The organism is Aestuariimicrobium kwangyangense DSM 21549 (assembly GCF_000421525.1).
In the GTDB taxonomy this organism is placed as follows: Bacteria; Actinomycetota; Actinomycetes; order Propionibacteriales; family Propionibacteriaceae; genus Aestuariimicrobium; species Aestuariimicrobium kwangyangense.
The window spans coordinates 24630-49645 of sequence record NZ_ATXE01000004.1 but is presented as its reverse complement, the minus strand read 5'-3'; the positions used below and the strand labels follow the sequence as shown (position 1 = coordinate 49645).

The 25016-nt window shown below is 68.3% G+C and carries 20 protein-coding genes; 15 read left to right on the top strand and 5 right to left on the bottom strand.

The features are described from left to right. The first annotated feature begins 302 nt into the window (after window positions 1-302). From nuoE to nuoN, 10 genes are read left to right on the top strand one after another with little or no spacing between them, the layout of a single operon-like run. Window positions 303-1001 carry an NADH-quinone oxidoreductase subunit NuoE gene (nuoE, locus tag H507_RS0112225; protein WP_245558937.1) on the top strand — a complete coding sequence of 233 codons (699 nt, stop codon included), beginning with the start codon at window positions 303-305 and terminating at the stop codon, window positions 999-1001. After that, window positions 998-2356 carry an NADH-quinone oxidoreductase subunit NuoF gene (gene nuoF / locus H507_RS0112220; protein ID WP_022910984.1) on the top strand — a complete coding sequence of 453 codons (1359 nt, stop codon included), beginning with the start codon at window positions 998-1000 and terminating at the stop codon, window positions 2354-2356. Before nuoE ends, nuoF begins: the two co-directional genes overlap by 4 nt. Next, window positions 2353-4764, top strand: coding sequence for an NADH-quinone oxidoreductase subunit G (locus tag H507_RS0112215; RefSeq protein ID WP_022910983.1), 2412 nt, complete (start codon window positions 2353-2355; stop codon window positions 4762-4764). The genes nuoF and H507_RS0112215 overlap by 4 nt, the downstream gene beginning before the upstream one ends. Then, on the top strand, window positions 4761-6119 hold the full coding sequence (nuoH, locus tag H507_RS0112210; protein WP_022910982.1) for an NADH-quinone oxidoreductase subunit NuoH: 1359 nt from the start codon (window positions 4761-4763) through the stop codon (window positions 6117-6119). The genes H507_RS0112215 and nuoH overlap by 4 nt, the downstream gene beginning before the upstream one ends. Continuing rightward, window positions 6119-6763: an NADH-quinone oxidoreductase subunit NuoI gene (gene nuoI / locus H507_RS16675; protein WP_022910981.1), complete on the top strand. Its 645-nt coding sequence runs from the start codon at window positions 6119-6121 to the stop codon at window positions 6761-6763. The genes nuoH and nuoI overlap by 1 nt, the downstream gene beginning before the upstream one ends. Next, window positions 6760-7566: an NADH-quinone oxidoreductase subunit J gene (locus H507_RS0112200; RefSeq protein ID WP_022910980.1), complete on the top strand. Its 807-nt coding sequence runs from the start codon at window positions 6760-6762 to the stop codon at window positions 7564-7566. The genes nuoI and H507_RS0112200 overlap by 4 nt, the downstream gene beginning before the upstream one ends. Beyond that, a complete protein-coding gene (gene nuoK / locus H507_RS0112195) occupies window positions 7563-7862 on the top strand; it encodes an NADH-quinone oxidoreductase subunit NuoK (protein ID WP_022910979.1) in 300 nt (99 codons plus the stop codon). The genes H507_RS0112200 and nuoK overlap by 4 nt, the downstream gene beginning before the upstream one ends. Window positions 7863-7872: 10 nt before the next feature. Next, window positions 7873-9783 carry an NADH-quinone oxidoreductase subunit L gene (gene nuoL / locus H507_RS0112190; RefSeq protein WP_026378163.1) on the top strand — a complete coding sequence of 637 codons (1911 nt, stop codon included), beginning with the start codon at window positions 7873-7875 and terminating at the stop codon, window positions 9781-9783. Between the two features lie 14 nt (window positions 9784-9797). After that, on the top strand, window positions 9798-11312 hold the full coding sequence (locus H507_RS0112185) for an NADH-quinone oxidoreductase subunit M (protein WP_022910977.1): 1515 nt from the start codon (window positions 9798-9800) through the stop codon (window positions 11310-11312). Beyond that, window positions 11312-12931, top strand: a complete 1620-nt coding sequence (gene nuoN, locus H507_RS0112180; protein ID WP_022910976.1) for an NADH-quinone oxidoreductase subunit NuoN — start codon at window positions 11312-11314, stop codon at window positions 12929-12931. Before H507_RS0112185 ends, nuoN begins: the two co-directional genes overlap by 1 nt. Window positions 12932-13119: 188 nt before the next feature. On the opposite strand, the gene H507_RS0112175 is transcribed toward nuoN, so the two are convergent. The 5 genes from H507_RS0112175 to H507_RS0112155 all read right to left on the bottom strand — a co-directional run bounded on the left by H507_RS0112175 (window position 13120) and on the right by H507_RS0112155 (window position 20652). Next, complete coding sequence (locus H507_RS0112175) at window positions 13120-14106, bottom strand: polyprenyl synthetase family protein (RefSeq protein ID WP_022910975.1); 987 nt, start codon at window positions 14104-14106, stop codon at window positions 13120-13122. A 147-nt stretch (window positions 14107-14253) separates the two neighbouring features. Then, a complete protein-coding gene (locus H507_RS0112170) occupies window positions 14254-16215 on the bottom strand; it encodes a M13 family metallopeptidase (protein WP_022910974.1) in 1962 nt (653 codons plus the stop codon). A 63-nt stretch (window positions 16216-16278) separates the two neighbouring features. After that, on the bottom strand, window positions 16279-17640 hold the full coding sequence (locus H507_RS0112165; protein WP_022910973.1) for a hypothetical protein: 1362 nt from the start codon (window positions 17638-17640) through the stop codon (window positions 16279-16281). A gap of 40 nt (window positions 17641-17680) precedes the next feature. Further along, window positions 17681-18775, bottom strand: a complete 1095-nt coding sequence (locus tag H507_RS0112160) for a 2-oxoacid:ferredoxin oxidoreductase subunit beta (RefSeq protein ID WP_022910972.1) — start codon at window positions 18773-18775, stop codon at window positions 17681-17683. A 5-nt stretch (window positions 18776-18780) separates the two neighbouring features. After that, window positions 18781-20652 carry a 2-oxoacid:acceptor oxidoreductase subunit alpha gene (locus tag H507_RS0112155; RefSeq protein WP_022910971.1) on the bottom strand — a complete coding sequence of 624 codons (1872 nt, stop codon included), beginning with the start codon at window positions 20650-20652 and terminating at the stop codon, window positions 18781-18783. Window positions 20653-20886: 234 nt separating this feature from the next. Here H507_RS0112155 and H507_RS0112150 point away from each other — a divergent pair, with 234 nt between their 5' ends. The 5 genes from H507_RS0112150 to H507_RS16660 are packed head-to-tail and all read left to right on the top strand — an operon-like array spanning window position 20887 to window position 24793. Next, window positions 20887-21297: an NADH-quinone oxidoreductase subunit B gene (locus tag H507_RS0112150; RefSeq protein ID WP_245558925.1), complete on the top strand. Its 411-nt coding sequence runs from the start codon at window positions 20887-20889 to the stop codon at window positions 21295-21297. Further along, window positions 21294-21983 (top strand): NADH-quinone oxidoreductase subunit C, encoded by a 690-nt coding sequence (locus tag H507_RS16670; RefSeq protein WP_022910969.1) that lies wholly within the window; start codon window positions 21294-21296, stop codon window positions 21981-21983. Before H507_RS0112150 ends, H507_RS16670 begins: the two co-directional genes overlap by 4 nt. Next, entirely contained in the window at window positions 21980-22363 is a 384-nt protein-coding gene (locus tag H507_RS16665) for a 4Fe-4S binding protein (RefSeq protein WP_022910968.1), read from the top strand. Before H507_RS16670 ends, H507_RS16665 begins: the two co-directional genes overlap by 4 nt. Beyond that, window positions 22360-23853, top strand: coding sequence for a polyprenol phosphomannose-dependent alpha 1,6 mannosyltransferase MptB (gene mptB, locus H507_RS0112135; protein WP_022910967.1), 1494 nt, complete (start codon window positions 22360-22362; stop codon window positions 23851-23853). Before H507_RS16665 ends, mptB begins: the two co-directional genes overlap by 4 nt. Beyond that, on the top strand, window positions 23846-24793 hold the full coding sequence (locus tag H507_RS16660) for an enoyl-CoA hydratase/isomerase family protein (RefSeq protein WP_022910966.1): 948 nt from the start codon (window positions 23846-23848) through the stop codon (window positions 24791-24793). Before mptB ends, H507_RS16660 begins: the two co-directional genes overlap by 8 nt. The last annotated feature ends 223 nt before the right edge of the window (window positions 24794-25016 follow it).

Sequence of the window (25016 nt, the reverse complement as noted above, 5' to 3'; positions counted from 1 at the left end):
TTCGGTCGACAGCTCGCAACGAGCGGAGCGAGTGGTGCGCGAGGTGTCCGGGGGGTGCAGGGGGGATGTCCCTCCGGCCTTCGACAGCTCGCAACGAGCGGAGCGAGTGGTGCGCGAGGTGTTCGGGGGGTGCAGGGGGGCTGTTCCTCCGGCCTTCGACAGCTCGCAACGAGCGGAGCGAGTGGTGCGCGAGGTGTCCGGGGGGTGCAGGGGGGCTGTCCCTCCCTGCCAGAGATGAAAGGTGTTGACCGGTGAGCGGTCACGAGTTCCAGTCCCACTTCGAGACGTCGGGTTCCATCGACATGGACGACACCTCGACCAACATCGACCAGTCGACCCTCGACGAGCTCGCCCAGATCGCGGCCCGCTATCCCCAGAAGCGGTCGGCCCTGCTGCCGATGCTGCACCTGGTGCAGTCGGTCGACGGACGGATCAGCCCCGCCGGGTTGACCGCCTGCGCGGAGATCCTCGAGATCAGCGAGGCGCAGGTCTCGGGAGTGGCCACCTTCTACACCATGTACAAGCGGCGTCCCGCAGGTGAGCACCACGTCGGTGTCTGCACCACGGCCCTGTGCGCGGTGATGGGCGGCGACCTGCTGCTGGAGCGGGCCGAGCAGAAGCTCGGCATCAAGGAGAACCAGACCACCCCCGACGGCAAGATCTCGCTCGAGCGCATCGAGTGCAATGCCGCCTGCGACTTCGCCCCGGTGATGATGGTCAACTGGGAGTTCATGGACAACATGACCCCGGCCAAGGCCGACGACCTGCTCGACAAGCTGGCCGCCGGCGACGAGGTGCACTCCACCCGCGGCGCCCGGATCACCTCATGGCGGCAGGCCGAGCGTGTGCTCGCCGGTTTCCCCGACGGTCTGGCCGACGAGGGCCCGACGGCCGCCGGTGCGTCACTGGTCGGTCTCGAGATCGCCAACGAGCGCGGCTGGCACGCACCCGATCCCAACAACCTGCCGGAACCCGCGCAGTCGGAAGGGGAGAAGAAGTGAGCATCGACACGCTGACCCCGGTCCTCACCTCCAACTGGGGCGACGAGCGCGCCTGGAAGCTGACCAACTACGAACGCCGTGGCGGGTACAAGGCCCTGCGCAAGGCGTTGGGCATGCAGCCGAGCGAGATCATCTCCCAGGTCAAGGACGCCAACCTCCGCGGACGCGGAGGCGCCGGCTTCCCCACCGGCATGAAGTGGAGCTTCCTGCCCAAGGACAACCCGAACCCGGTCTACCTGGTCGTGAACGCGGACGAGTCCGAGCCGGGCACCTGCAAGGACATCCCACTGATGATGGCCTCGCCCCACACCCTGGTGGAGGGGGTGCTGATCTCTGCCTACGCCTGCAACTCCCACCACGCGTTCATCTACTGCCGCGGCGAGGTGCTGCACGTCATCCGTCGCCTGCAGCAGGCCGTCCGTGAGGCCTACTCCGCCGGCTACGCGGGCAAGAACGTGCTCGGTTCCGGCTATGACGTCGAGGTGACGGTCCACGCCGGCGCCGGCGCCTACATCTGCGGTGAGGAGACGGCTCTGCTCGACTCCCTCGAGGGACGCCGTGGCCAGCCCCGGCTTCGTCCGCCGTTCCCCGCCGTCGCGGGTCTGTACGCCTCGCCGACCGTGATCAACAATGTCGAGTCGATCGCCTCGGTGCCCGGCATCATCGGCAACGGTGCGGCCTGGTTCCAGGCGATGGGCACCGAGAAGTCGAAGGGCCACGGGATCTTCTCCCTGTCGGGCCACGTGCGTACCCCCGGCCAGTTCGAGGCCCCCCTGGGCATCACCCTGCGGGAACTGATCGACCTGGGTGGTGGCATGCGTGAGGGCCATGAGCTGAAGTTCTTCACCCCGGGCGGCTCGTCCACCCCCATCCTGACCGCCGAGCACCTCGACACACCGCTCGACTTCGAGGGCATGGCGGCGGCGGGATCGATGCTCGGCACCCGGGCCCTGCAGATCTTCGACGAGACCACCTCGGTGGTGCGCACGACGCTGCGTTGGGTCGAGTTCTACAAGCACGAGTCCTGTGGCAAGTGCACCCCCTGCCGTGAGGGCACGTGGTGGCTGGTGCAGACGCTGCGGAACCTCGAGGCCGGTCACGGTTCCGAGGGTGACGTCGAGAAGTTGCTCGACGTCTGCGACAACATCGGTGGCCGCTCGTTCTGCGCCCTCGCGGATGGTGCCGTCGCTGCCGTGACCAGCGCCATCAAGTACTTCCGCAGCGAGTTCGAGGCCGGCTACACCACGCCCGCGCGCGAACTGTTCCCCTACGAGAAGTCCGCGCTTTTCGGCTCCGCGGAGGATGACTCCCGGACCACCACGACCACCTCCGACACCGCGGGAGTGCACGCATGAGCGTAGACACGAAGAACGACACCGGCGCCAAGGTCGAGACCAAGCCCGAGGAAGTCACCCTCACCATCGACGGCATCGAGGTCAGCGTTCCCAAGGGCACCCTGGTCATCCGGGCCGCCGAGAAGATCGGTGTGGCCATCCCCAGGTTCTGTGACCACCCCCTGCTCGACCCGGTGGGTGCCTGCCGCCAGTGCATGGTCGAGATCCCCGACATGGGCAACGGACGGGGCATGCCCAAGCCGCAGGCCTCGTGCACGCTCGAGGCGATGCCCGGCATGAAGGTCTCGACCCAGGTCAGTTCGCCGGTGGCCGAGAAGGCCCAGGCGGGCATGCTCGAGTTCCTGCTGATCAACCACCCCCTCGACTGCCCGATCTGCGACAAGGGCGGCGAGTGCCCCCTGCAGAACCAGTCGTTGGCCAATGGCTACGGCGAGTCCCGCTACGAAGGTCTCAAGCGCACCTTCCCGAAGCCCGTCAACATCTCCGCAGAGGTGCTCCTCGACCGCGAGCGCTGCGTGCTCTGCGCGCGTTGCACGCGCTTCTCGGAGCAGATCTCGGGCGACCCGTTCATCGCACTGGTGGAGCGCGGCGCGTTGCAGCAGGTGGGCATCTACGAGGACAAGCCCTACGACTCGTACTTCTCGGGCAATGTCATCCAGATCTGTCCCGTGGGTGCACTCACCAGCGTGGCCTACCGCTTCCAGTCGCGCCCGTTCGACCTGGTCAGCACCGCGACCACGTGCGAGCACTGCGCCTCCGGCTGCCAGCTGCGCAGCGACCACCGTCACTTCCAGGTGAAGCGCCGGCTCGCGGGCAACACTCCCGAGGTCAACGAGGAGTGGAACTGCGACAAGGGTCGCTTCGGATTCATGAGTGGACGAGGCGCTGATCGCCTCACCACGCCGCTCGTCCGCCGCAACGGGGTGCTCGAGCCCGCCGGTTGGCACGAGGCCATCGACGCCGCGGTCGCCGGACTGAGGGCGGCCGATGGTCGGGTGGGGGTGCTCCCCGGAGGTCGCCTGACCACCGAGGCGGCCTACGGCTACTCCCGCTTCGCCCGGGCCGTGCTGGGCACCAACAACATCGACTTCCGCTCCCGCCCCTATGGGGCCGGTGAGGCCGACTTCCTGGCCGCCCACGTGGCCGGTCGCACTCTTTCGGACTCGGTGACCTACGCCGACCTCGAGACGGCCAACACCGTCGTGCTGGTCGACTTCGAACCCGAGGACGAGTCGCCGATCGTCTTCCTGCGACTGCGCAAGGCCGTCCGCAAGAGGAAGCTGAAGGTCGTCACGATCGCACCGTTCCGCAGCCGCGGGTCGGCCAAGCTCGACGCGACCCTGGTCGCCACCGCCCCCGGCCTGCAGGCCCAGGCGGTCGCCGGACTGCAGGGCCTCGACTCCGGTTCGGTGATCCTGGTGGGGGAGCGGGCGGCCCTGTCGTCCGGAACCCTCGCCGCGGTGGCCGAACTCGCCGCCACGTCCGGGGCCAGGCTTGCCTGGATCCCGCGCCGCGCCGGGGACATGGGCGCGGTCGAGGCGGGCTGTCTGCCCAACCTGCTGCCGGGTGGACGCGGGGTCGGCGACGCGTCGGCACGGGTCGACGTCGCAGCCGCCTGGGGTGTCCAGTCCCTGCCCGAGGAGGTCGGGCTCGATGCCTCGGCCATGCTCGCGGCAGCCGGTGAGGGACGACTGGGCGCGCTGGTCACCGCGGGTATCGAACCCCGCGACTTCAGCGATCCTGCCGTGATGGTCGAGGCGCTCGAGAAGGTTGACTTCCTCGTCTCGATCGAGACCCGCCTCTCCGAGGTCGCGGAACACGCAGACGTCGTCTTCCCGGTCGCCCTGATCGAGGAGCACGCCGGTTCGTTCCTGAACTGGGAGCACCGCTCGGGACGGGTCAACACCGTGATCCGTCAGTCGACGGCCCCCATGACCGACCTGAGGGTGCTGGCCGCGCTGGCCGACGCCATGGGTGCCGACCTCGGCTTCCGCGGCGCCAAGGGTGCCGCCGAGTCGCTGGCCGACCTCGGGGTGTGGGAGGGCGCTCGTCCGCGCTTCACCCACGAGCCCCACGTCGAGCGGCCCGCCAGCGAGGGTCTCACCCTCGCCACCTGGCGCCAGCTGCTGGACGACTCCGCCGGTGTCGACCACGAACCCGACCTGCAGGCGACCGCACCGGTGGCCGTCGCCAGGCTGTCCGTCAAGACCGCTGCCGACCTGGGGATCGCCCACGGCGAGACTCTCACGGTCAGCGGCCCCTCGGGAGCCCTCAGCCTCCCGACCGAGATCGTCGCCGACATGGTCGACCAGGTGGTCTGGGTGCCCGCCAACTCCGGCACCCCCGTGACCGCCCTGGGCGTCCTGGCCGGTGACCGGGTGACCGTGACCAAGGGAGCAGCGGCATGAACATCCTGGAGAACCAGATCTTCGGGGCCGATCCGTGGTGGATCGTGCTCATCAAGGTCGTGATGATCTTCGTCCTGCTGTTGGTGTGGACGATCTTCAACGTCTGGTACGAGCGACGCGTGGTTGCCAAGATGCAGCACCGCCTCGGCCCGATCATGAACGGACCCTTCGGTCTGGGGCAGGCGCTCGCCGACGGCGCGAAGCTGATCCTCAAGGAGGACTTCCGTCCGACCAAGACCGACCGGTGGATCTTCAACCTGGCCCCGCTGCTCACGGGCACGGCGGCCTTCACGGCATGGGCCGTGATCCCCTTCGGCGGTGAGGTGCGGATGTTCGGGCACACCACCCGACTGCAGCTCACCGACCTGCCGGTGGCGGTTCTGTTCGTGCTCGCGATCGCGTCGATCGGCATCTACGGAATCGTGCTGGCCGGCTGGGCGTCGAACTCGACCTACTCGCTGCTGGGTTCGATCCGCTCGACCGCGCAGATGATCTCCTACGAGGTCGCCATGGGCCTGGCCCTGGTCGCGGTCTTCATGTTCTCGTCGTCGATGTCGACCTCACAGATCGTCGAGGCGCAGGCGCTGCCGATCCGGCTGGGTGACTTCAACACCGGCATCCCCGGCTGGTACGCCCTGCTGCTGTTCCCGAGCTTCATCATCTACGCCATCTCGATGGTGGGCGAGACGAACCGGGCGCCGTTCGACCTCCCCGAGTGTGAGTCCGAACTGGTCTCCGGTTACCTCACCGAGTACTCGGGCTTCCGCTACGCCATGTACTTCCTGGCGGAGTACATCAACATGGCCACCGTCTCGGCTGTCGCCACCACCTTGTTCCTGGGTGGCTACCGCGCCCCCTGGCCGTTCAACCAGATCGCCTTCCTCGACTCGGGCTGGTTCGGCGTCCTCTGGTTCGTGATCAAGGTGCAGTTGCTGATCACGGTCTTCGTGTGGCTGCGAGGCACCCTGCCCCGCTTCCGCTACGACCAGTTCATGCACCTCGGGTGGAAGTGGCTCATCCCGATCTCGCTGGTGTGGATCGTCGCGATCTCGCTGTTGCGCGCCGGCCAGAACGAGGGTTGGTTCCGGGGACCGGTCTTCTTCGTGGTGCTCGGGGTGATCATCGTCGGGTTGTTGGCGTTCATCCTGTTCGGCGGCCGCAAGGACGACGAACCCGAGGGTGTCAGTGAGGTCACCGAGGGTGACTTCGACGCCTTCGCCGGTGGCTACCCGGTGCCTCCGATGCCCGGGCAGCAGCTGCCCGAACTGGTGAGTGTGGTCCCCTCGACCCTCGCCTACCCCGATGACAACCCGGCGGACGAACGAGCCGCCACCACGAATGGAGCTGATTCCTGATGGGTGTGCTCGATGCATGGGCGGGCTTCGGCATCACGTTCAAGACGATGTTCCGCAAGACCTTCACCCAGGACTACCCGCACAAGGATTCCGAGAAGGTCACGATGCCCCGCTTCCACGGGCGTCACCAGCTGAACCGCTGGCCAGATGGCCTCGAGAAGTGCGTCGGGTGCGAGTTGTGCGCCTGGGCCTGCCCCGCCGACGCCATCTACGTCGAGGGCGCCGACAACACCGACGAGGAACGCTTCTCGCCCGGCGAGCGCTACGGCCGCGTCTACCAGATCAACTACCTGCGCTGCATCCTGTGCGGGCTGTGCATCGAGGCGTGCCCCACCCGGGCCCTGACGATGACCAACGAGTTCAAGCTGGCAGACTTCACCCGCGCCGACCTCATCTACGAGAAGCAGGAACTGCTGGCGCCGCTGCTGTCGGGCATGGAGGAACCCCCCCACGCCCGCCGCCTCGGCGACGACGAGGAGGCCTACTTCCTCGGGCTTCCCGCCACTGGTCAGCCCGACACCCGTACCGCCTCCTACTCCCAGGAAGCCAGCCGTCCCGGACAGGCCACGGCGGCACCAGCCATGAACACCCCGAGCTCCCGGACTGCGGTCCGGACGACGACGACAGAGGGGACGAAGCGATGATCGCCCTCGTGACGGCCGCCCAGGTGGCCTTCTGGGCACTGGCCCCGCTGATGGTGCTGTGCGCCATCGGCATGGTGGTGAGCCGCAAGCCCGTGCACTCGGCGGTCTTCCTCGCCGGGATGATGGTGATGCTGGCCGTGCAGTACGCCGCGCTCGACGCACCCTTCCTGTTCGTGGTGCAGATCATCGTCTACACCGGCGCCATCATGATGCTGTTCCTGTTCGTGATGATGCTGGTGGGCGTGGACTCGTCCGACTCGGTGGTCGAGACCATCAAGGGCCACCGGCTCGCCTCGGTGCTGGCCGTGCTCGGCTTCGCCGGGCTGCTGCTGTTCGGCATCGGCAACGCCATCAAGGGTCCGGCCGCCGGGCTCGAGCAGGCGAACGCCGCGGGCGGTGGCAACGTGCCCAGCGTCGCGGAGTTGATCTTCGTCCGCTACGTGTTCGTGTTCGAGGCCACCTCGGCCCTGCTGATCACCGCCGCCGTCGGCGCCATGGTGTTGGCCCACGGCGAGCAGGTGTTCCCCAAGATCGGCCAGAAGCTGACAGCGGCTCGCAAGATGCGTGCCTACGCCGAGACCGGGCAGCACATCGGTCCTCGTCCGAACTCGGGTGTATTCGCCCGCCACAACGCCATCCATGTGCCGGCGCTGCTCCCCGACGGCTCGGTCGCCGAGAGTTCGCTCTCGCAGACCCTGTCGAGCCGCGGCGCCTACATCGATGCCGGTGAGCTGCGTGCGCCCACCGACGCCGCCTTCGCCGAGATCAGCAAGGTCACCGACAACGCTGGAGAACTGGAATGAACCCCAACTACTACCTGGTGCTGTCGGCCATCCTGTTCTGCATCGGCGTGCTCGGCTTCCTGCTGCGCCGCAACGCGATCGTGGCCTTCATGAGCATCGAGATGATGCTCAACGCCTCGAACCTGGCCATGGTCAACTTCGCCCACGTGCACGGCGGACTCGACGGACAGATCGCGGCCTTCTTCGTGATGATCGTCGCCGCGGCAGAAGTCGTGGTCGGTCTGGCCATCATCGTGACCATCTACAAGACGCGCCGGTCGGCCTCGGTCGACGACGCGAACCTGCTGAAGTTCTGAGGGGTAGGACGTGACTCTTCTCGAAACGGGAGCCGCTCCCGTGGCGGCAAGCGGGCTGTTCAGCCTCGCCTGGCTGATGATCGCGATTCCGCTGGTCGTCGCCGGGTTCCTGCTGGTGGCCGGCAGACTCACCGACGCGTGGGGCCACCTGCTGGCCACGCTGGCGGTGATCGCATCGTTCCTGATCGGCCTCGTGCTGTTCATCGACCTGCTCGGACGGGACGCCTCGCAGCGCTCGGTCTCGAACTCGCTCTACGAGCTGTTCTCGGTGGGGCGATGGAAGTTCGACGTCGCCCTGCAGATCGACCAGTTGTCGATCCTGTTCGTGCTGCTGATCACCGGTGTCGGGTCGCTGATCCACGTCTACTCGATCGGCTACATGGCCCACGACGAGCGCCGCCGCCGCTTCTTCGCCTACCTCAACCTGTTCATCGCCGCCATGCTGACGCTGGTGCTGGCCGACAACTACCTGCTGCTGTTCTTCGGCTGGGAGGGCGTGGGTCTGGCCTCGTACCTGCTGATCGGCTTCTGGCAGCACCGCAACTCGGCCGCCGTCGCAGCCAAGAAGGCCTTCGTGGTGAACCGTGTCGGTGACCTGGGCATGACGATGGGCATCTTCGCCCTGCTGGCCCAGCTCGGCACCGTCAACTTCACCCAGGTCAACGAGCGGGCCGCCGGGCTCAGCCCCTTCTGGGCGACCCTGATCGGCTTCCTGTTCCTGCTCGGGGCCTGCGGCAAGTCGGCGCAGGTGCCGCTGCAGTCCTGGCTGCTCGACGCCATGGAGGGCCCGACCCCCGTGTCGGCCCTCATCCACGCCGCCACCATGGTCACCGCGGGTGTCTACCTGGTCGTCCGCTCCCACGCGCTCTACGCCCAGACCGAGGCAGCCTCGCTCGCCGTCGCCATCGTCGGCACCGTGACCCTGCTGGTCGGTGCCTGGATCGGTACCAGCAAGGACGACATCAAGAAGGTGCTGGCCGGCTCCACCATGAGCCAGATCGGCTACATGATGCTGGCCGCCGGGCTGGGACCGATCGGTGCAGCCTTCGCGATCTTCCACCTGATCACCCACGGCTTCTTCAAGGCCAACATGTTCCTCGGGGCCGGCTCGGTGATGCACGGCATGGACGACGACGTCGACATGCGCCACTACGGCGCCCTCGCCAAGGCCATGCCGATCACCTTCATCACCTTCGCGATGGGCTACCTGGCCATCATCGGGTTCCCGTTCACCTCGGGCTTCTACTCCAAGGACCACATCATCGAGGCTGCGTTCGAGAAGAACACGGTGCTCGGAGTACTGGCCCTGCTGGGCGCCGGTGTGACCGCGTACTACATGACGCGACTGATGATGATGACCTACTTCTCGCAGAAGCGCTGGCGCCAGGGCGTGCACCCGCACGAGTCCCCGCTGGTGATGACCATCCCGCTGATGGTGCTGGCTGTGTTCAGCGTGATCGGTGGCGCCTTGATGCTGGGTTGGATCACGGGCTGGTTGGCTCCCGCCACGGGCGGCGAGGAGGAGCACCTCAGCCTCGTCCACTTCTCCGGCATCGGACTGCTGACCATGGCCGTCGTGGCCGTCGGGGTCGTGATCGGCTGGTGGCTGCACCGCCGCGACGTTCCCGACACGGCACCCGCCACCCGCAACCCGCTCGTCATCGCCGGTCGTCGTGACCTCTATGGCGACGCCCTCAACGAAGCACTGCTGATGCGCCCCGGCCAGCACCTGGTCGCCGGGCTCGACAGCTTCGACCGCGGTGTCGTCGACGGCGCCGTGATGGGCTCCGCCGGGGTGTTCGGCGGCCTGTCGAGCGCCGTGCGTCGCCTGCAGAACGGTTTCGTCCGCTCCTACGGGCTGACCATGGTCGTCGGCGTGGTGCTGGTCGGTGTCGTCTTGATCCTCGGCCAGCTGGCCTGAAGACAGGAGTTGGAATGAATCTCCCCGTGCTCAGCCTGCTGGGCCTGCTGCCGCTGGTCGGTGCGCTCGTCACCTTCGTGCTGAGGGGACACCTCGCCAAGCTGGTCGGTTTCGCCTTCTCGCTGGCGACCCTGGTGCTCGGCGTGGTGGTCTACATCGTCTCGCGTGGCACCGACCTGTCCGAGGACGTCGTCTGGATGAGGACGATCGGTGCCCACTGGGCGCTCAGTTCCGGTGGTCTGGCCATGGTGATGGTGCTGCTCACCGTGATCGTGGTGCCGATCGTGCTGCTCGCCGAGTGGAAGGTGGGTGACTCCACCGACAGCGGACGATCCTCGACCGGACTGTTCTTCGCGCTGGCGTTGATGCTCGAGAGCTTCGCGCTGCTGTGCTTCATGGCCAGCGACGTGCTGCTGTTCTACATCTTCTTCGAGGCCACCCTGATCCCGATGTACTTCCTGATCGGCGGCTGGGGCGGACCCCGTCGCGGGCCTGCCGCGATGAAGTTCCTGCTGTACTCGCTGGCCGGCGGTCTGGTGATGCTCTTCGGCGTCATCGGTGCCGGAGCCCAGGGCGCCTCGGCCGGCAAGGCCAGCTTCCTGATCAGCGACCTGGCTGCTGCCGGGATCGACACGGGCACGATGGGACGGCTGATGTTCCTCGCCTTCTTCATCGCGTTCGCGATCAAGGCCCCCATGGTGCCGGTGCACACGTGGCTGCCGGACACCGCCGAACAGGCGACCGCCGGATCGTCCACCCTGCTGGTCGGCATCCTCGACAAGATCGGCACCTTCGGGATGATCCGCCTCTGCCTCGAGATCTTCCCCGACTCGTCGAAGTGGGCCACTCCCGTCGTGCTGGTGCTGGCCCTGGTCTCGATCATCTACGGCGCGCTGATGGCGATCACCGCCCGCGACCTGCTGCGGTTGATCAGCTACACCTCGATCAGCCACTTCGGGTTCATGGTGCTCGGCATCTTCGCCTTCACCTCGACCTCGATCCAGGGATCGATCTTCTACATGCTCAACCACGGATTCTCGACCGCCGCGATGTTCCTGGTGATCGGCTTCCTGGTGAAGCGTCGTGGGTCGGCGCTGGTCGCCGACTTCGGGGGCGTGCAGAAGGTGGCACCGGTGTTGGCCGGTACCTTCCTGGTGGCTGGCCTGTCGGCCCTGTCGCTGCCCGGAACGTCGAGCTTCCTGGGCGAGTTCATGGTGCTGGCCGGCTCGTGGTCGCGGCACCCCGTGTACGCCGCCATCGCCTGCATCGGCATGGTGCTGTCGGCGCTGTACGTGCTGCTCGCCTACCAGCGGACGATGACCGGCCCCGTCACCGACCAGGTGGCCACCCATGTCACCACTGACCTCAACCTGCGCGAGAAGGCCGTGATGGCCCCTCTGATCGCACTGCTGTTGGTGTTCGGATTCTTCCCGAAGCCGATCATCTCCGGCCTTGACCAAGCTGTGAAGGACACCATGTCTGCCGTCAAGATGACTGACCCGGCCCCGGCCGTCGAGGGAGGCAAGTGATGTTGCAGACTCTGGCTCCCCTTCAGGGACTGCTCCCCTTCGAGGGCGCCATCACGCCCCCGAAGCTGGACTACACGGCTCTGGCCCCGCTGATCGTCGTCTTCGTGGCGGCATGTCTCGGGGTCGTGGTCGAGGGCGTGCTGCGTCGCCGCATCCGCGACGAGGCCCAGCTGATCGTGGCCGGGCTGGGACTGATCGGTGCGCTGGTCTTCACGGTGCAGGGCTGGACGACCGGCAAGCAGGGCATCCACGCCATGGGGTCGGTCGCCATCGACGGGCCCTCCTACTTCGTGTGGGGCCTGCTGCTGGTGGTCGGACTGCTGGTGGTGCTGATGATGAGCGAGCGCACCCTCAACGGTGGTGCGATGGGCTTCGCCCCGATGGCCGCCGCTGTTCCCGGGTCGCCGATCGAGAGGCGCGCCATCGAACTGAAGGTCGAGCACACCGAGATCTACCCGCTGACGATGTTTGCCATCTTCGGCATGATGCTGTTCGCCTCGTCGAACGACCTGATCACGATGTTCGTGGCGCTCGAGGTCTTCTCGCTGCCCCTCTACCTGCTGAGTGGGCTGGCGCGTCGCCGCCGCCTGCTGAGCCAGGAAGCGGCACTGAAGTACTTCCTGCTCGGGTCGCTGTCGTCCGCCTTCTTCCTCTACGGCACGGCTCTGCTCTACGGCTTCGCCGGGGGCTTCGAACTGCGCACCATCGACGCCGCTGTCGGCGCCAAGGGGCCCAGCTCGCTGCTGTTGCTGGCGGGGCTCGGGCTGGTGGCCGTCGGGCTGTTGTTCAAGGTCGGTGTCGTCCCGTTCCACTCCTGGACGCCCGATGTCTACACCGGCGCCCCGACCCCGATCACGGGGTTCATGGCGATCGCCACCAAGGCGGCCGCTGTGGTGGCGCTGCTGCGCATCCTCTACGTCGGTCTGGGTGCCATGAGGTGGGAGTGGGCCCCGCTGCTCGCCGCCCTCTCGGTGCTCACCATGCTGGTCGGCTCGGTGATCGCGCTGACCCAGTCCGACATGAAGCGACTGCTTGCGTACTCCTCGATCGCCCACGCCGGCTTCCTGTTGGTGCCGATGGCCGCAGCGGTGACGGTGCAGACCGCCACCAGTGGCGCGCTGACCAGCTCGGTGGGGTCGATCCTGTTCTACCTGTCGGCCTACGGCTTCGCCACGCTCGGCGCGTTCGCGCTGATCACGATGGTGCGCAAGGCCGGCGGCGAGTCGACCTCGCTGGCCTCGTGGGCCGGTGTCGGACGACGCCACCCCGTCTTCGGTGCCTGCATGGTGCTGTTCCTGTTGTCGTTCGCAGGCATCCCGTTGACCGGTGGCTTCATGGGCAAGCTGATGATCTTCCTCGCCGGTTGGTCGGGCGGCTACGCCTGGCTGGTGCTGGTGGCGGTGCTGATGAGCCTCGTCGCGGCCTTCTTCTACCTCAAGGTCGTCGTGGTGATGTTCTTCCGCGAGCCCGGTGAGGCCGCCGAGGGCGTCACCGTCGAGAAGGCGTCGTGGTTGACCTGGGTCGCCGTGGTCGTCGGGGTGATCGGCACCCTGCTGCTGGGGCTCTGGAGCGGTCCGCTGGCCGACCTGGCTGCCCGGATGTCGGTGTTCCTGCGGTGACTCGGCGTCGGTGAGACCTGACAGGTCCCCGGAATCGTGACAGCGCCCCCGCCTCTGTGGCGGGGGCGCTGTTGCGTCCGGGTGTGGCGGCCGGTCGTCGAGCCCTCAACCGCAAATTCTCGCTTTCAGGACAGACTCACGCGCTGCAACGCGGCAGTGTTTGACCAGACGGTGAGAGTTTGCGTCGTTCAGCTGACCCGCTCGACCACGCTGTCGCAGAGCTGGTCGAGGGCGTCACGGGCGATCCCGGCGGGCAACTGCCGGACGAGGGCACGTGCCACCTCGGCGCGCCTCCTCACCTCGGCCTTGGCCTCGTCCAGCACCGGGTGGGCCCGCAACCGGTCGAGGGCATCGGTGAGGGCCTCGTCGGTGTCGAGGTCGCCATCGATCAGCGCCAGCAACTCGGCATCGGCCGGGTCGTTGCGTTGCCGCAGCAAGAGTGTGGTGAGGGTGGGGACGCCTTCGCGCAGGTCGGTGCCGGGGGTCTTCCCGGTCACCTCCGAGGTGATGTCGATCAGGTCGTCCGAGAGCTGGAAGATCACACCGATCTCCTCGCCGAACTGCTCCAGCAGGTCGAGGGTCGCGGGTTCGGCGCCCGAGACCATGCCGCCGAACCGGGCGGCTGCGGCGATCAGCGAGCCGGTCTTGTCGGCCACCACCTGCAGGTGGTGCTGCACGGGGTCGTCACCGGGCTGCGGACCGCGGGTCTCCGCAATCTGTCCGTGCACCAGTCGGGCGAAGGTGGCTGCCTGCAGCAGCACGTAGTCGGTGCCGAGGGTGGCGACGGTCGACGAGGCCCGGGCGAACAGGTAGTCCCCGACCAGGATGGCGATCGAGTTGCCGTAGAGGGCGTTGGCGCTGGCCGCACCCCGGCGCTTGTCCGCGGCGTCCATGACGTCGTCGTGGTAGAGCGAGGCCACATGGGTCAACTCGACCACGCAGGCGGCCTTCACCAGCGCCTCGTCCTCGACCGGGCCGCCGAACTGGCTGGCCAGGATCACCAGTTGGGGACGGAATCGCTTGCCGCCCGCCGCGATGATGTGCTGGCTGGCCTCGGTGACGTAGGGATTGCCGGCGATCGCGAGCTCGGCCAGTCGCTCCTCGACAACCTCGAGCCACTCGTTGATCTGTCCGCGGAACGCCTCGGCGGACTCCTCACGCGACGGCTCGCTCACACGCTCTCCCAGGTCTGCAGGGGCCGCACCGTGCGGCAGCCCCAGCCTATCGGTTGGCCCGCCACCCACCCGAATCGCCGAGGGTGCTGCCGTGGACGGTGCCGAGCCGGACGGTGCCGAGCCGGACGGGGCTGGGCCGGACACGGCTCACCAGATCGAGACCCGCTGGTCCTCGGGCAGCCACAGCGCGTCCGCCTCGGAGGTGCCGAACGCCTCGTAGAACGCGTCGACGTTGCGCACGATCTGGTTGCACCTGAACTCCGCGGGGGAGTGGGGGTCGGTGGCCAGCCGCTGCTTCAGCGCCTCGTCGCGGGTCTTCTGCTGCCAGATGGTGGCGTAGCTGAGGAAGAAGCGCTGTTCGCCGGTGAGCCCGTCGATGTCGTCCACGCCCTCGGGGTGGGCCAACCTCCATGCCTTCAGCGCGATCGAGACCCCGCCCAGGTCGCCGATGTTCTCGCCGATGGTCAGGGAACCGTTGACGTGCGGGGGGTTCTCCTCGTCGGCCAGCTGCTCGCACACCAGCGCGTCGTACTGGGCCTTCAGTGAGCCCGTCAGCTGCTCGAAGGCCGTCCGGTCGTCATCGGTCCACCAGTCACGCAGCCGACCATCGCCGTCGCAGGTCGATCCCTGGTCGTCGAAACCGTGCCCGATCTCGTGGCCGATCACCGCACCGATGCCGCCGTAGTTCACGGCGTCGTCGGCGTCGACGTTGAAGAACGGGGGCTGCAGGATGGCGGCGGGGAAGACGATCTCGTTGCGCAGCGGGTGGTAGTAGGCGTTCACGGTCTGGGGGGTCATCAGCCACTCCTCGCGATCGACGGGCTTGCCGATCTTGGCGAGTTCGTGGTCGAGCTCGAAGGACGAGGCCGCCGCCACGTTGGCCACCAGGTCGCCCGGGGTGACCTCCAACGCCGAGTAGTCACGCCACTTGGTGGGGTATCCGATCTTGGGGGTGAACTTCGACAACTTCGACAGTGCCTCGGCCCGGGTGTCCTCGCCCATCCAGTCCAGCGTGCCGATCGAGAGCCGGTAGGCCTCCAGCAGGTTGGCGACCAGTTCGTCCATGCGTTCCTTGGCGGCGGGCGGGAAGTGCCGCTCGACGTAGATCCGACCGATGGCCTCCCCGAGCACACCCTCGATCAGTCCGACGCTGCGCTTCCAGCGTGGACGCTGTTCGGGGATGCCCATCAGCGCCGTGGAGTAGAAGTCGAAGTGCGAGTCGACGAAGGCGCGGGACAGGTAGGGAGACAACGAGCTGATGGCCTTGCGGCGTGCCCAGGCGCGCCAGGCAGGCAGGTCGCCCTCCGTCACGAGCGCGGGCAACTCGGCGAAGAAGCTCGGCTGCTCGTTGACCATCTCCGCGACCAGCTCGGCGCTGATGGCGGCAGCATCCAGGAAGGAGTTCCAGGGCAGCGCAGAGCTGGCGGTGAACTCGTCCCAGGTCTGCAGGTTGTAGGCCTGCTTGAGGTCTCGGGTGCGCACCTTGTCCCAGTGCAGCTTCGCGATCCGGGTCTCGAGATCGACCACCAAGTCGGTCTGCGCCTCGGCGTCGGTGACCCCGGCCAGCTCGAAGCAGCGCAGCACGTAGGCGCGGTACTGCTCGCGCACCCCCGCGTGCTCGTCGGCGCGGTAGTACTCCTCGTCGGGGAGCCCGAGGCCGCCCTGCCAGCAGAACACGACCGGACGATCAGGGTTGCCGGGATCTGACTCGACCCCGAAGCCGACCGCACCCGACATGCCGGTCCGCAGGCTCCATCCCCAGTGACGCAGCAGGTCATCGGCGGTCGAGATGGCGTCGATCCGGGCCAGGATCGGGGTGAGTGGCGCCGCGCCGATCCCTTCGATGGTGTTCTCGTCCATGAAGGTGGAGTGCAGGGTGGCGATCTTCCAGGCCTCGCTGCCCTCGACCAGGCTGCCGTCGTCCAGCCCGGTGACGATGTCGCGCACGGCCTCCTCGGACTCGTCGCGCAGCGAGGTGAAGGCGCCCGCCGAGTGCTTGTCGGCATCGATCGTCGCCCGCCGCAGCCAACTGCCGTTCACGTGGCGGAACAGGTCGTCCTGGGGGCGGATGGTGGGATCGAACTCGGCGACGTTCAGCGCGGCTGTCATGCCGGCGAGCCTAGCGCGGGGAGCTCCCGTCGTGCCGAGGCAGGGGACCGGTGGGCGGCCCACTCAGTTGATCCGCCACTCCAGCCTGATCCCGGTGCTGCTGGAGCCGGTCATGGCGCCCGAGACCGTCGTGTTGACGTTCACGGGTTGGTTCGAGGTGCCGCCACCGCGGTACTCGGTGCGCAGGCGAAGGTTCAGGTTCACCGTCACCTGGGCCACGCTCTGGTCGCTCGCCGAGAGGGCAGGGTTGGCGGCGCCGATGGTGTCGGAGTCGATGCTCCAGCGCGGTGACCCGGGAACCAGCCCGGGGGCGCTCTCGACCGAGAAGGGGCAGTTCGCGGGGCTCAGTTCGCGTCGACTGACGCAGACGTCCAACGACCTTCGGGCTGCCTCGATGAACGCCGACCTGCCCGCCGGGGTGAGCGAGGGAGTGATCTGGTGGTCGGAGCTGTCGGGATAGTTGAGGTGGGGCACCGTCAGGGTGTTGCTGGCCGGGTAGGCCAGATAGGTCAGCCCCGTCGACATCACGTAGCGACCGGGCAGCAACTCCAGGGCGTTCTCCCAGTTGACCGAGACACCGTTCACCAGCAGGGGCAGGTGGTCGACCGCGGTGCCGACGGGGCGGAAGGTGACCGTGGCCTTCGTCAGCAGCCAGGAGCCGTTGTCCTGCTTGGCCACCCGATAGTTGGTGGTGACCCGCGTGCCGCCGAGCGAGTAGCTGGCGGGGATCTCGGTCGCGTTGTCGCCGGCCCGGGGCACGTCGATGTCGGTGATCGGCGCCTGTCGCAGCGACACCGCGTAGGCACGCCTGGTGACCACCCGCTGCGACCCGGTGCCGCTGGACTGGGCCAGTGCGAGCGCCGTGTCGGGATCGCCCGCTGCCAGGGCGGTCAGGTACTGGCGCACGACCTCGTCACCCCGCAGCACCTTCACCTTCGCCGAGGCCGAGTTCTCGGGCACCTTGGTGGCGAGGTCGTCCTGGGTCTGGCGGAACCAGCGCACGTAGACGAAACCGGCGCCCACCCCGACGAGGATGACGGCCATCGCCCAGGCGAGGATGGCGCGCACCGGCACGCCGCCGCGCTGTCGGGGGGTCTGCGGGTCGGGGGCGACGAACCGTTGCTCGGGTGTGTGGAAGCGGGGGCGTCCGCCCTCGGCAGGCATGCCGGGGCGGGCGCGGGGGACGTCGTCGACGCGCACCACCTGGGGCAGTGAGGCAGGTGACCCAGCCGGTGATGTGCCCGTGGGACGACCCGCGAGGTGGGTCGCGCCCTCCTCGTCAGAGGCCAGGGGCGGGGTGGCCCGGGGCCGGTACGTCGTCCGCGTCCCGTCGCCCCCGGAGGTCGCCTCCGGGCGCAGCACGGTCCGGTCCGTGTCGTCCCCCTCGGGCGAGGGACGACCGGTGGCGCCGGGTTCGTCGTTCATGGTCCAACCTTGGCCCACGAGCGGACCAGTGCCGCCGCCCTCAGGCGACGACCCAGACGTCCTTGCCGTCGAGCAGGGTCTGCAGCGCGTCCTCGGGATCGTCGGTGCCCTGCTGGGCCAGTTCGACCTGCTCGCGGGCGAGGTCGTCGTAGGCGGGGCGCTCGACATCGCGGAAGACACCGATCGGCGACTGGTGCATCACGCCCGAGTCGGTCAGCCTGCTCAGTTCGAACGCGAATGCCGGGTCGGCGCGGTGCGCGTCGTGCACGAGGATCTGGTCCTCGTCCACCTCGGCGGTGGCGGCCACGGTGAGCGAACCGGACGGGCCACGCACGATGCACTGCTGGCCGTCTCGCCCGAAGACGAGCTTCTCGCCGTGCACCAACGGGATCAGGGCGTCGGCGGCCGACGGGCCCTTGAGTTCCTCGAACGCACCGTCGTTGAAGATGGGGCAGTTCTGGTAGATCTCGATCAGGGAGGTGCCGCGGTGGTTCGCCGCAGCCTTCATCACCTCGGTCAGGTGCTTGCGGTCTGAGTCGATGGTGCGGGCGACGAAACTCGCCTCGGCACCCAGCGCCAGCGAAACCGGGTTGAACGGCTGGTCGAGCGACCCCAACGGGGTGGACTTGGTGACCTTGCCGATCTCGGAGGTGGGCGAGTACTGCCCCTTGGTGAGCCCGTAGATCCGGTTGTTGAACAGCATGATCGTCATGTTGACGTTGCGCCGCATCGCGTGAATCAGGTGGTTGCCGCCGATCGAGAGGGCGTCGCCGTCACCGGTCACGACCCACACCCCCAGATCGGGACGAGTGGTGGCCACCCCGGTCGCGATGGCGGGTGCTCGTCCGTGGATGGAGTGCATGCCGTAGGAGTCGACGTAGTAGGGGAATCGCGAGGAGCAGCCGATGCCGGAGATGATCACCGTGTTCTCGCGGGTGATGCCGAATTCGGGCATCAGCCCCTGGAACGCGGCCAGGATCGCGTAGTCCCCACAACCCGGGCACCAGCGCACCTCCTGGTCGGAGGTGAAGTCCTTGCGGTTCAGTGGCTCCAGCGACAGGGGCACTCCCGCCAGCCCGCGGTAGGCGGGGCTTGCGGGGTGGCCCGTGGTGGGTTGCGTCGTGTCGGTGCTCATGGCTCTCACTTCTCGGTTGCGAGGCCGTCGATGGCCTCGGTCAGTTCGCCGGCGAGCTCACTCGGCGAGATGGGCAGGCCGCGCACACGCGAGAAGCACTGTGCGTCGACCAGGAACTTGGCGCGCAGCAGCATGGTGAGCTGACCCAGGTTCATCTCGGGCACGATCACCGTGTCGTAGCGCTTGAGGATGTCGCCCAGGTTGGCGGGCATCGGGTTCAGGTGGCGCAGGTGGATCTGCGCGATCCTTCGGTCAGTGGCACGAACGCGGCGGGCGGCTGCGGTGATCGGCCCATAGGTCGACCCCCACCCGACCACGAGCACCTTGGCCTCGCCCGACGGGTCGTCGACGACAAGGTCCGGGATGTCGCGGACGATGCCGTCGACCTTGGCCTGCCGGGTTCGCACCATCAGTTCGTGGTTGGCGGGGTCGTAGCTGACGTTGCCGGTGTCGACGGCCTTCTCGATGCCGCCGATGCGGTGTTCGAGCCCGACGGTGCCGGGGACCGCCCACGGGCGCGCCAGGGTCTCGGGGTCACGCTTGTACGGCTGGAACACCTGCTTGCCCGAGCCGTCGACCGCGTTGGTGCCGGTGGCGAAACCCGGATCGATGGGCGGGATGCTCGCGATCGTGGGGATGCGCCATGGTTCGGCACCGTTCCCGAGGTATCCGTCGGACAACATGATCACCGGGGTGCGGTACTTGACGGCGATCCGTACCGCCTCCACGGCCGTGTCGAAGCAGTCGGCCGGTGAAGCCGCCGCGACCACGGGCACGGGGGACTCGCCGTTTCGTCCGTGGATGACCTGCAGCAGGTCGGCCTGTTCGGTCTTGGTGGGCATCCCGGTGGACGGCCCGGCGCGCTGCACGTCGACCACCACCAAGGGCAATTCGGTCATCAGGGCAAGGCCGATCGTCTCGGCCTTGAGTGCCATGCCCGGCCCCGAGGTCGAGGTGACCCCCAGCGCCCCGGCGAAGGAGGCACCGAGGGCGGCACCGACGGCCGCGATCTCGTCCTCGGCCTGGAAGGTGTAGACGCCGAAGTTCTTGCGCTTGCTCAGCTCGTGCAGCACGTCACTGGCCGGGGTGATCGGGTACGTGCCCAGGAACAGCTTCAGTCCGGCCTTCTGGGCCCCGGTGATCAGGCCGTAGGCGGTCGCGGCGTTGCCCGAGATCTGCCGGTAACGACCGGGGGGCATGGTCGCGGGGGAGACCTCGTAGCGGTGGGCGAACACCTCGGTGGTCTCGCCGAATGCGTACCCGGCCTTGTAGGCGGCGATGTTGGCGTCACGGATCGCGGGCTTCTTGGCGAACTTCTCGGCCAGGAAGCGCTCGGTGCCGCCGTCCTCACGGCTGTAGAGCCAGCTCAGCAGCCCGAGGGCGAACATGTTCTTGGCGCGGGAGGAGTCCTTGCGGCCGAGTCCGAACTGTTCGACGGCACCGATGGTCATGCCCGTCAGGTCGAGGGTGACCACCTGGTAGTTCTGCAGGGAGTCGTTCTCGAGCGGGTTCTCGTCGTAGCCCACCTTGGTCAGGTTGCGCTTGGTGAAGTCGGCGGTGTCGACGATCACCAGGCCACCGTGGGCCAGGTCGCCGATGTTCGCCTTGAGTGCCGCCGGGTTCATCGCCACCAACACGTCGGGGCGGTCGCCCGGGGTGACGATGTCGTAGTTGGCGAAGTGCAGCTGGAAGCTCGACACACCCGGCAGGGTGCCCTGGGGTGCTCGGATCTCGGCGGGGAAGTTGGGCAGCGTCGAGATGTCGTTGCCGAAGGTTGCTGCCTCGGCGGTGAATCGGTCACCGGTCAGCTGCATGCCGTCACCGGAGTCTCCGGCGAACCGGATCACGACGCGGTCGAGGGTCTGGACCTTCGTCACGCTTGCCTCTTGCTTTCCCGGGCTCGGGGGAGCCCTTGACCTGTGGTCCGCCGCGGTGTGCGACGCTGACCGTCGAGCTGGTGGGTGGTGCGCCGCCTGCCGGGGGTCGCCGAAACGCCCTCCCGCGCAGACTCCGCACTGCCGCTCAACCTTACTCCGCAACCGTGCGCGCTCCGGAGTTGTTCCCGCACCGCGGAAGGGTTCCGACATCTGAGATGTCGTTAGTCTGTGCTGGTGACGTCAGCAGTCCAGACCCCGGTGATCGACTGGTTCGGCGACGGTCGGGTGGCCGTGGTCGACCTCTCCTTGGCGTGCTGTGCCGTCGAGTCGGAGTTCGCGGTTCCGGTGGGCGCTCCCAGGCTTGACAGGATCCCGGAGGGCGCGCAGGTGGTCGCCGTCGTCTCCGGGACGCTCACCGATCCGGTGGCCCGCCTGGTCGCCGACCGGGTCGAGGTGCTCCCCGAGTCGAGACGAGTCGTCGCGTTCGGCGCCTGCGCCTGCGCGGGCGGCCCGTACTGGGACTCCTATTCGGTGACCAAGGGGGTCGACCAACTGGTCGCCGTCGACCACTACATCCCGGGTTGCCCGCCTGCGCCGTCAGCCCTGGCCGAATACGTGTCCTCCCTGGTCGGGGGCGTGGCATGAGCGCGTCGGCGGCTGGACCCGGACGAGTCGCCCCGGCAGCCTGGCTGGACGAGGTGCGGGCCGCGGTCGCCGAGGGCTTCGACTGGCTCGACTCCCTGCACGCGGTCGACGAGATCGGACGACCGGAGACCCCCGGTGGCCCCGAGCAGGTGCGCGTGGTCGTCCGGTTGTGGCGGGTTTCCGACGGCCTCTCGAGCGAGGGTCTGTCGGGCGGGGGAGGCCTGCGACGCGACAGCCTGCAGCTGCAGACCCGCGTCGACCGGGTCGGTGGGGTCCTGGACTCCTTGGCCGAGGTGCTGCCCGGGGCGGTGTGGCACGAGCGTGAGGTGCATGACTTCTTCGGGGTGCGGTTCGTCGGCGGCGACGATCGCCCGCTGTTGTGGCACCCCTCCGGGGTCGACGCACCGCCTGGCGCCGAGACACCGTCCGGCGCCATTCAGGCGGAGGGCGAGACCCAGGTGCTGCGCCCGCTGCTGAAGGACTCCGTGCTGGTCTCGCGGGCAGGCCTCCCGTGGCCCGGTGCCAAGGACCCCGAGACCGACGGACGATCCCAGGCCTCCCGCCGGCGCACCCTGCCCGTGGGGGTACCGGACCCCGAGACCTGGGGACCCCTGGCCGCCGCCGACGTCGACCCTGCGGAGGTCGCCGCCACCGTCTCCGGCGGCCGCGTGCGGAGGCGCCGATGACCGGAACCGGCCACGGCCGCATCGAACTGCTCGAGGACCGCTGCACCTCGTGCATGATCTGCGTGCGCGAGTGCCCCACGTGGTGCATCTCGATCGACTCCCACTCCGTGGTGATCGCGGACCAGGAACCGGCGGGCGCCCGTCCTCCGGGGCGACGGCGCGAACGCACCGCCAACGTGCTCGACAGCTTCGACATCGACTTCACCCTGTGCATGTACTGCGGCATCTGCATCGAGGAGTGCCCCTTCGACGCCCTGCAGTGGGCGGGCTCTCACGTGGCTGCAGGTGACTCGCGCGAGGCCTTGGTGCACGGTCGGGATGCGCTGGCCCCCATGGCGACCTCGGCTGCCGACGAGGCGGACGGGACCCCCGCCCCATGACCTTCTGGGGCGAACGCTGGCGGCAGTTGCTCGAGGCCTGGCGGGTCACCGACGTACGCCGGGGCATGTACGGCACGCTGCTGATCGCCGTCGGCTCGCTCACGCCCGCGTACCTGCCGCGCAATTCGCCGTGGTGGCCGATCATGCGCTGGGCCCACCTGGACAATCCTGTCGCCAAGGTCGCGTTCAACATCCTCGTGCTGGCGGGAGTGGCGCTGCTGGTGCAGGCCTGGTTCCGACTCCGTCCGCTGGGAGGAGCGGGGCACGGCATCGCCGAGACGTGGCACGACCTGCGGCACTGGGCCGTGCTGGCGATCTGGGGGGCACCGTTCTTCTTCGCCCCGCCCATCTTCAGTCACGACGCCTATTCCTACGCGGCCCAGGGCTGGATGCTGCACAACGGCGTCGACCCCTACCAGCAGGGCCCCGGCGTGCTGCCCGGCGGCTTCGCCGACCAGGTGGCCTGGGTGTGGCGCTTCACCCCGGCGCCCTACGGCCCGTTCGCGCTGCAGCTGAGCCACCTGCTGGTCGACGTCTCTGGCTACGATCCCTACATCGCCGCCCTGCTCATGCGAATCCCCGCGCTCGTCGGCGTCGGACTGATCGGTCTGTGCATCCCTCGCCTGGCGACCCTGATGCGCGTCGACCCGGCGTTCGCGGCCTGGTTCGCCACCCTCAACCCGGTGCTGGTGATCGACTTCATCGGTGGTGCCCACAACGATTCGCTGATGATGGGGCTGGTGGTCTTCGCCCTCTACGTCGCCCACAAGGTGCGCTGGGGCTGGTTGCCCGCGGCCGTGGTGGTGGCGATCGCCGCCACCATCAAACAGCCCGCTCTGTTGGCGGCCTACGTACTGCCGCTGGTGCGTCGTCCCTGGCGAACCTTCGCACCCTCGGACGGTGCCATCGTGATCTTCCGGGCGGTCGTCGCGCTGGGGCTGGCCACGGGTGTGTTCGCCCTCATCTCGGTGGTGACCGGGCTGTACTTCGGCTGGTACAACGCCGTCAACGTGCCGGGCCTCGTGGTCACGGTGTCACCGTTCACCGTGCTCGGTCAGGGACTGCAGCTGCTCTTCGAATCGGTGGGCTGGCGCCAGGCGGCGGAGGTCTCGGTGCGCTACTCGCGCGCCGTCGGACTGGTGGCCTCCGTGGTGGTCCTGGCCGTCGGCGCCGTCACCGTGGCTCGGCGTCGTCCGATCACCTACTTGGCGTGGTCATACCTGGCGGTCGCGCTCTTCGCTCCCGCGCTGCACTCCTGGTACGTGCTCTGGGGTGGGCTGTTGCTGCCGCTGGCGCGGCCCAGCGCCAAGGTGGTGCGGGCGGCGATCGTGGCCACCATCGTGTTGCTGAGCTATGCCGCCGTGAACCTGTCGATGCGCAACGGCGCCATCGCCCTCGGTGTCGCGGCGCTGGCCGCCTACGGGTTCCAGGTCTGGGCGCACGAGCGCCAGGCCAACGCGGAGGTCGCGAAGGAGACTGCCGATGTCTGACGAGGTGCTGGTCGAGGTACGGGACGGGGTGGGAGTGATCACGCTCAACCGTCCACGGGCCATCAACGCCCTGACCCACGCGATGATCCTGCGGATCGAGCGGGCCCTGACGGAGTGGGCCGAGGACGACCAGGTGCGCAGGATCCGCTTCGAGGGTGCCGGTGAGCGCGGGTTCTGTTCCGGGGCCGACGTCCGGGCGCTGCGCGAGGACGTGCTGGCGGGCGGTGACGGCGCCGTCCAGTTCTTCGCGGACGAGTACCGCGTCAACGCCCTGGTCGCCGACCACCCCAAGCCCACCCACGCGGTGATGTCGGGTGTCTGCATGGGTGGGGGCATGGGGTTGGCTGCCCACTGCACCCAGCGGGAGGGGGACGCCAGCACCCAGTTGGCCATGCCCGAGACGACCATCGGGCTGTTCCCCGACGTGGGCGTGCTGTTCCCGCTCTCGCGCATGCCCGGGCGGACCGGTGAGTGGATGGCGCTGACCGGCGCCTCCGTCGACTGTTCCTCAGCACTGTGGGCGGGGCTGCTCACCGAGGTGGACGAACTGACCGTCCACCCCGACTCGTCATGGTTGGCGAGGGCGCGTGGCTGGATCGATGACTGCTTCGCTGCAGACACCGTCGCCGACGTGCTCGAAGCCCTGACCTCGTCGGACGAACCCGACGCCCGAGCGGCCGCCGAACTGATCTCGACCAAGTCGCCGCTGTCGGTGGCGGTCTCACTCGAGGCGCTCCGGCGGGCCCGCGGGATGGGCACCGTGGGCGAGGTGCTGGCCCAGGACCTGACGCTGGCCAGGAACTTCATGCGTGATTCCGACTTCGTCGAGGGGGTCCGGGCCCAGTTGGTCGACAAGGACCGCGCGCCCGTCTGGAAGCACGCCGTCGGCGGGGTCGGGTCGGTGGGTGCCGACGAGGTGCTCCGCTACTTCGAGGCCTGATCGGGAGTCCTCGACGCGTCTGGGACCACCACAGCCCCGTCGGGAGCGTTGAGGCCTGGCTTCACACGAGCGACTCCCGGTCACTCGTCGCCAGTTCGGGTCAACTGCCCGCCAGCGACGTGGTTGGGTCACCTGGCGACCGCATTCCGGGTTCTGTGCCCAGTGACGGCCCGGTTCCATGGGGGTCCGCGGAAGTCGTGGGAATGCACTCTTGTGGGCCGGG

What these genes read in the sequence shown, in the direction of transcription:
- mptB (WP_022910967.1), top strand. Translation starts at nt 22,360, where the DNA reads ATGACCTTCTGGGGCGAACGCTGGCGGCAGTTGCTCGAGGCCTGGCGG.
- H507_RS16670 (WP_022910969.1), top strand. Translation starts at nt 21,294, where the DNA reads ATGAGCGCGTCGGCGGCTGGACCCGGACGAGTCGCCCCGGCAGCCTGG.
- H507_RS16665 (WP_022910968.1), top strand. Translation starts at nt 21,980, where the DNA reads ATGACCGGAACCGGCCACGGCCGCATCGAACTGCTCGAGGACCGCTGC.
- H507_RS0112160 (WP_022910972.1), bottom strand. Translation starts at nt 18,775, where the DNA reads ATGAGCACCGACACGACGCAACCCACCACGGGCCACCCCGCAAGCCCC.
- H507_RS0112215 (WP_022910983.1), top strand. Translation starts at nt 2,353, where the DNA reads ATGAGCGTAGACACGAAGAACGACACCGGCGCCAAGGTCGAGACCAAG.
- nuoI (WP_022910981.1), top strand. Translation starts at nt 6,119, where the DNA reads ATGGGTGTGCTCGATGCATGGGCGGGCTTCGGCATCACGTTCAAGACG.
- H507_RS0112185 (WP_022910977.1), top strand. Translation starts at nt 9,798, where the DNA reads ATGAATCTCCCCGTGCTCAGCCTGCTGGGCCTGCTGCCGCTGGTCGGT.
- nuoN (WP_022910976.1), top strand. Translation starts at nt 11,312, where the DNA reads ATGTTGCAGACTCTGGCTCCCCTTCAGGGACTGCTCCCCTTCGAGGGC.
- nuoE (WP_245558937.1), top strand. Translation starts at nt 303, where the DNA reads ATGGACGACACCTCGACCAACATCGACCAGTCGACCCTCGACGAGCTC.
- H507_RS16660 (WP_022910966.1), top strand. Translation starts at nt 23,846, where the DNA reads ATGTCTGACGAGGTGCTGGTCGAGGTACGGGACGGGGTGGGAGTGATC.
- nuoH (WP_022910982.1), top strand. Translation starts at nt 4,761, where the DNA reads ATGAACATCCTGGAGAACCAGATCTTCGGGGCCGATCCGTGGTGGATC.
- H507_RS0112170 (WP_022910974.1), bottom strand. Translation starts at nt 16,215, where the DNA reads ATGACAGCCGCGCTGAACGTCGCCGAGTTCGATCCCACCATCCGCCCC.
- H507_RS0112165 (WP_022910973.1), bottom strand. Translation starts at nt 17,640, where the DNA reads ATGAACGACGAACCCGGCGCCACCGGTCGTCCCTCGCCCGAGGGGGAC.
- H507_RS0112200 (WP_022910980.1), top strand. Translation starts at nt 6,760, where the DNA reads ATGATCGCCCTCGTGACGGCCGCCCAGGTGGCCTTCTGGGCACTGGCC.
- nuoK (WP_022910979.1), top strand. Translation starts at nt 7,563, where the DNA reads ATGAACCCCAACTACTACCTGGTGCTGTCGGCCATCCTGTTCTGCATC.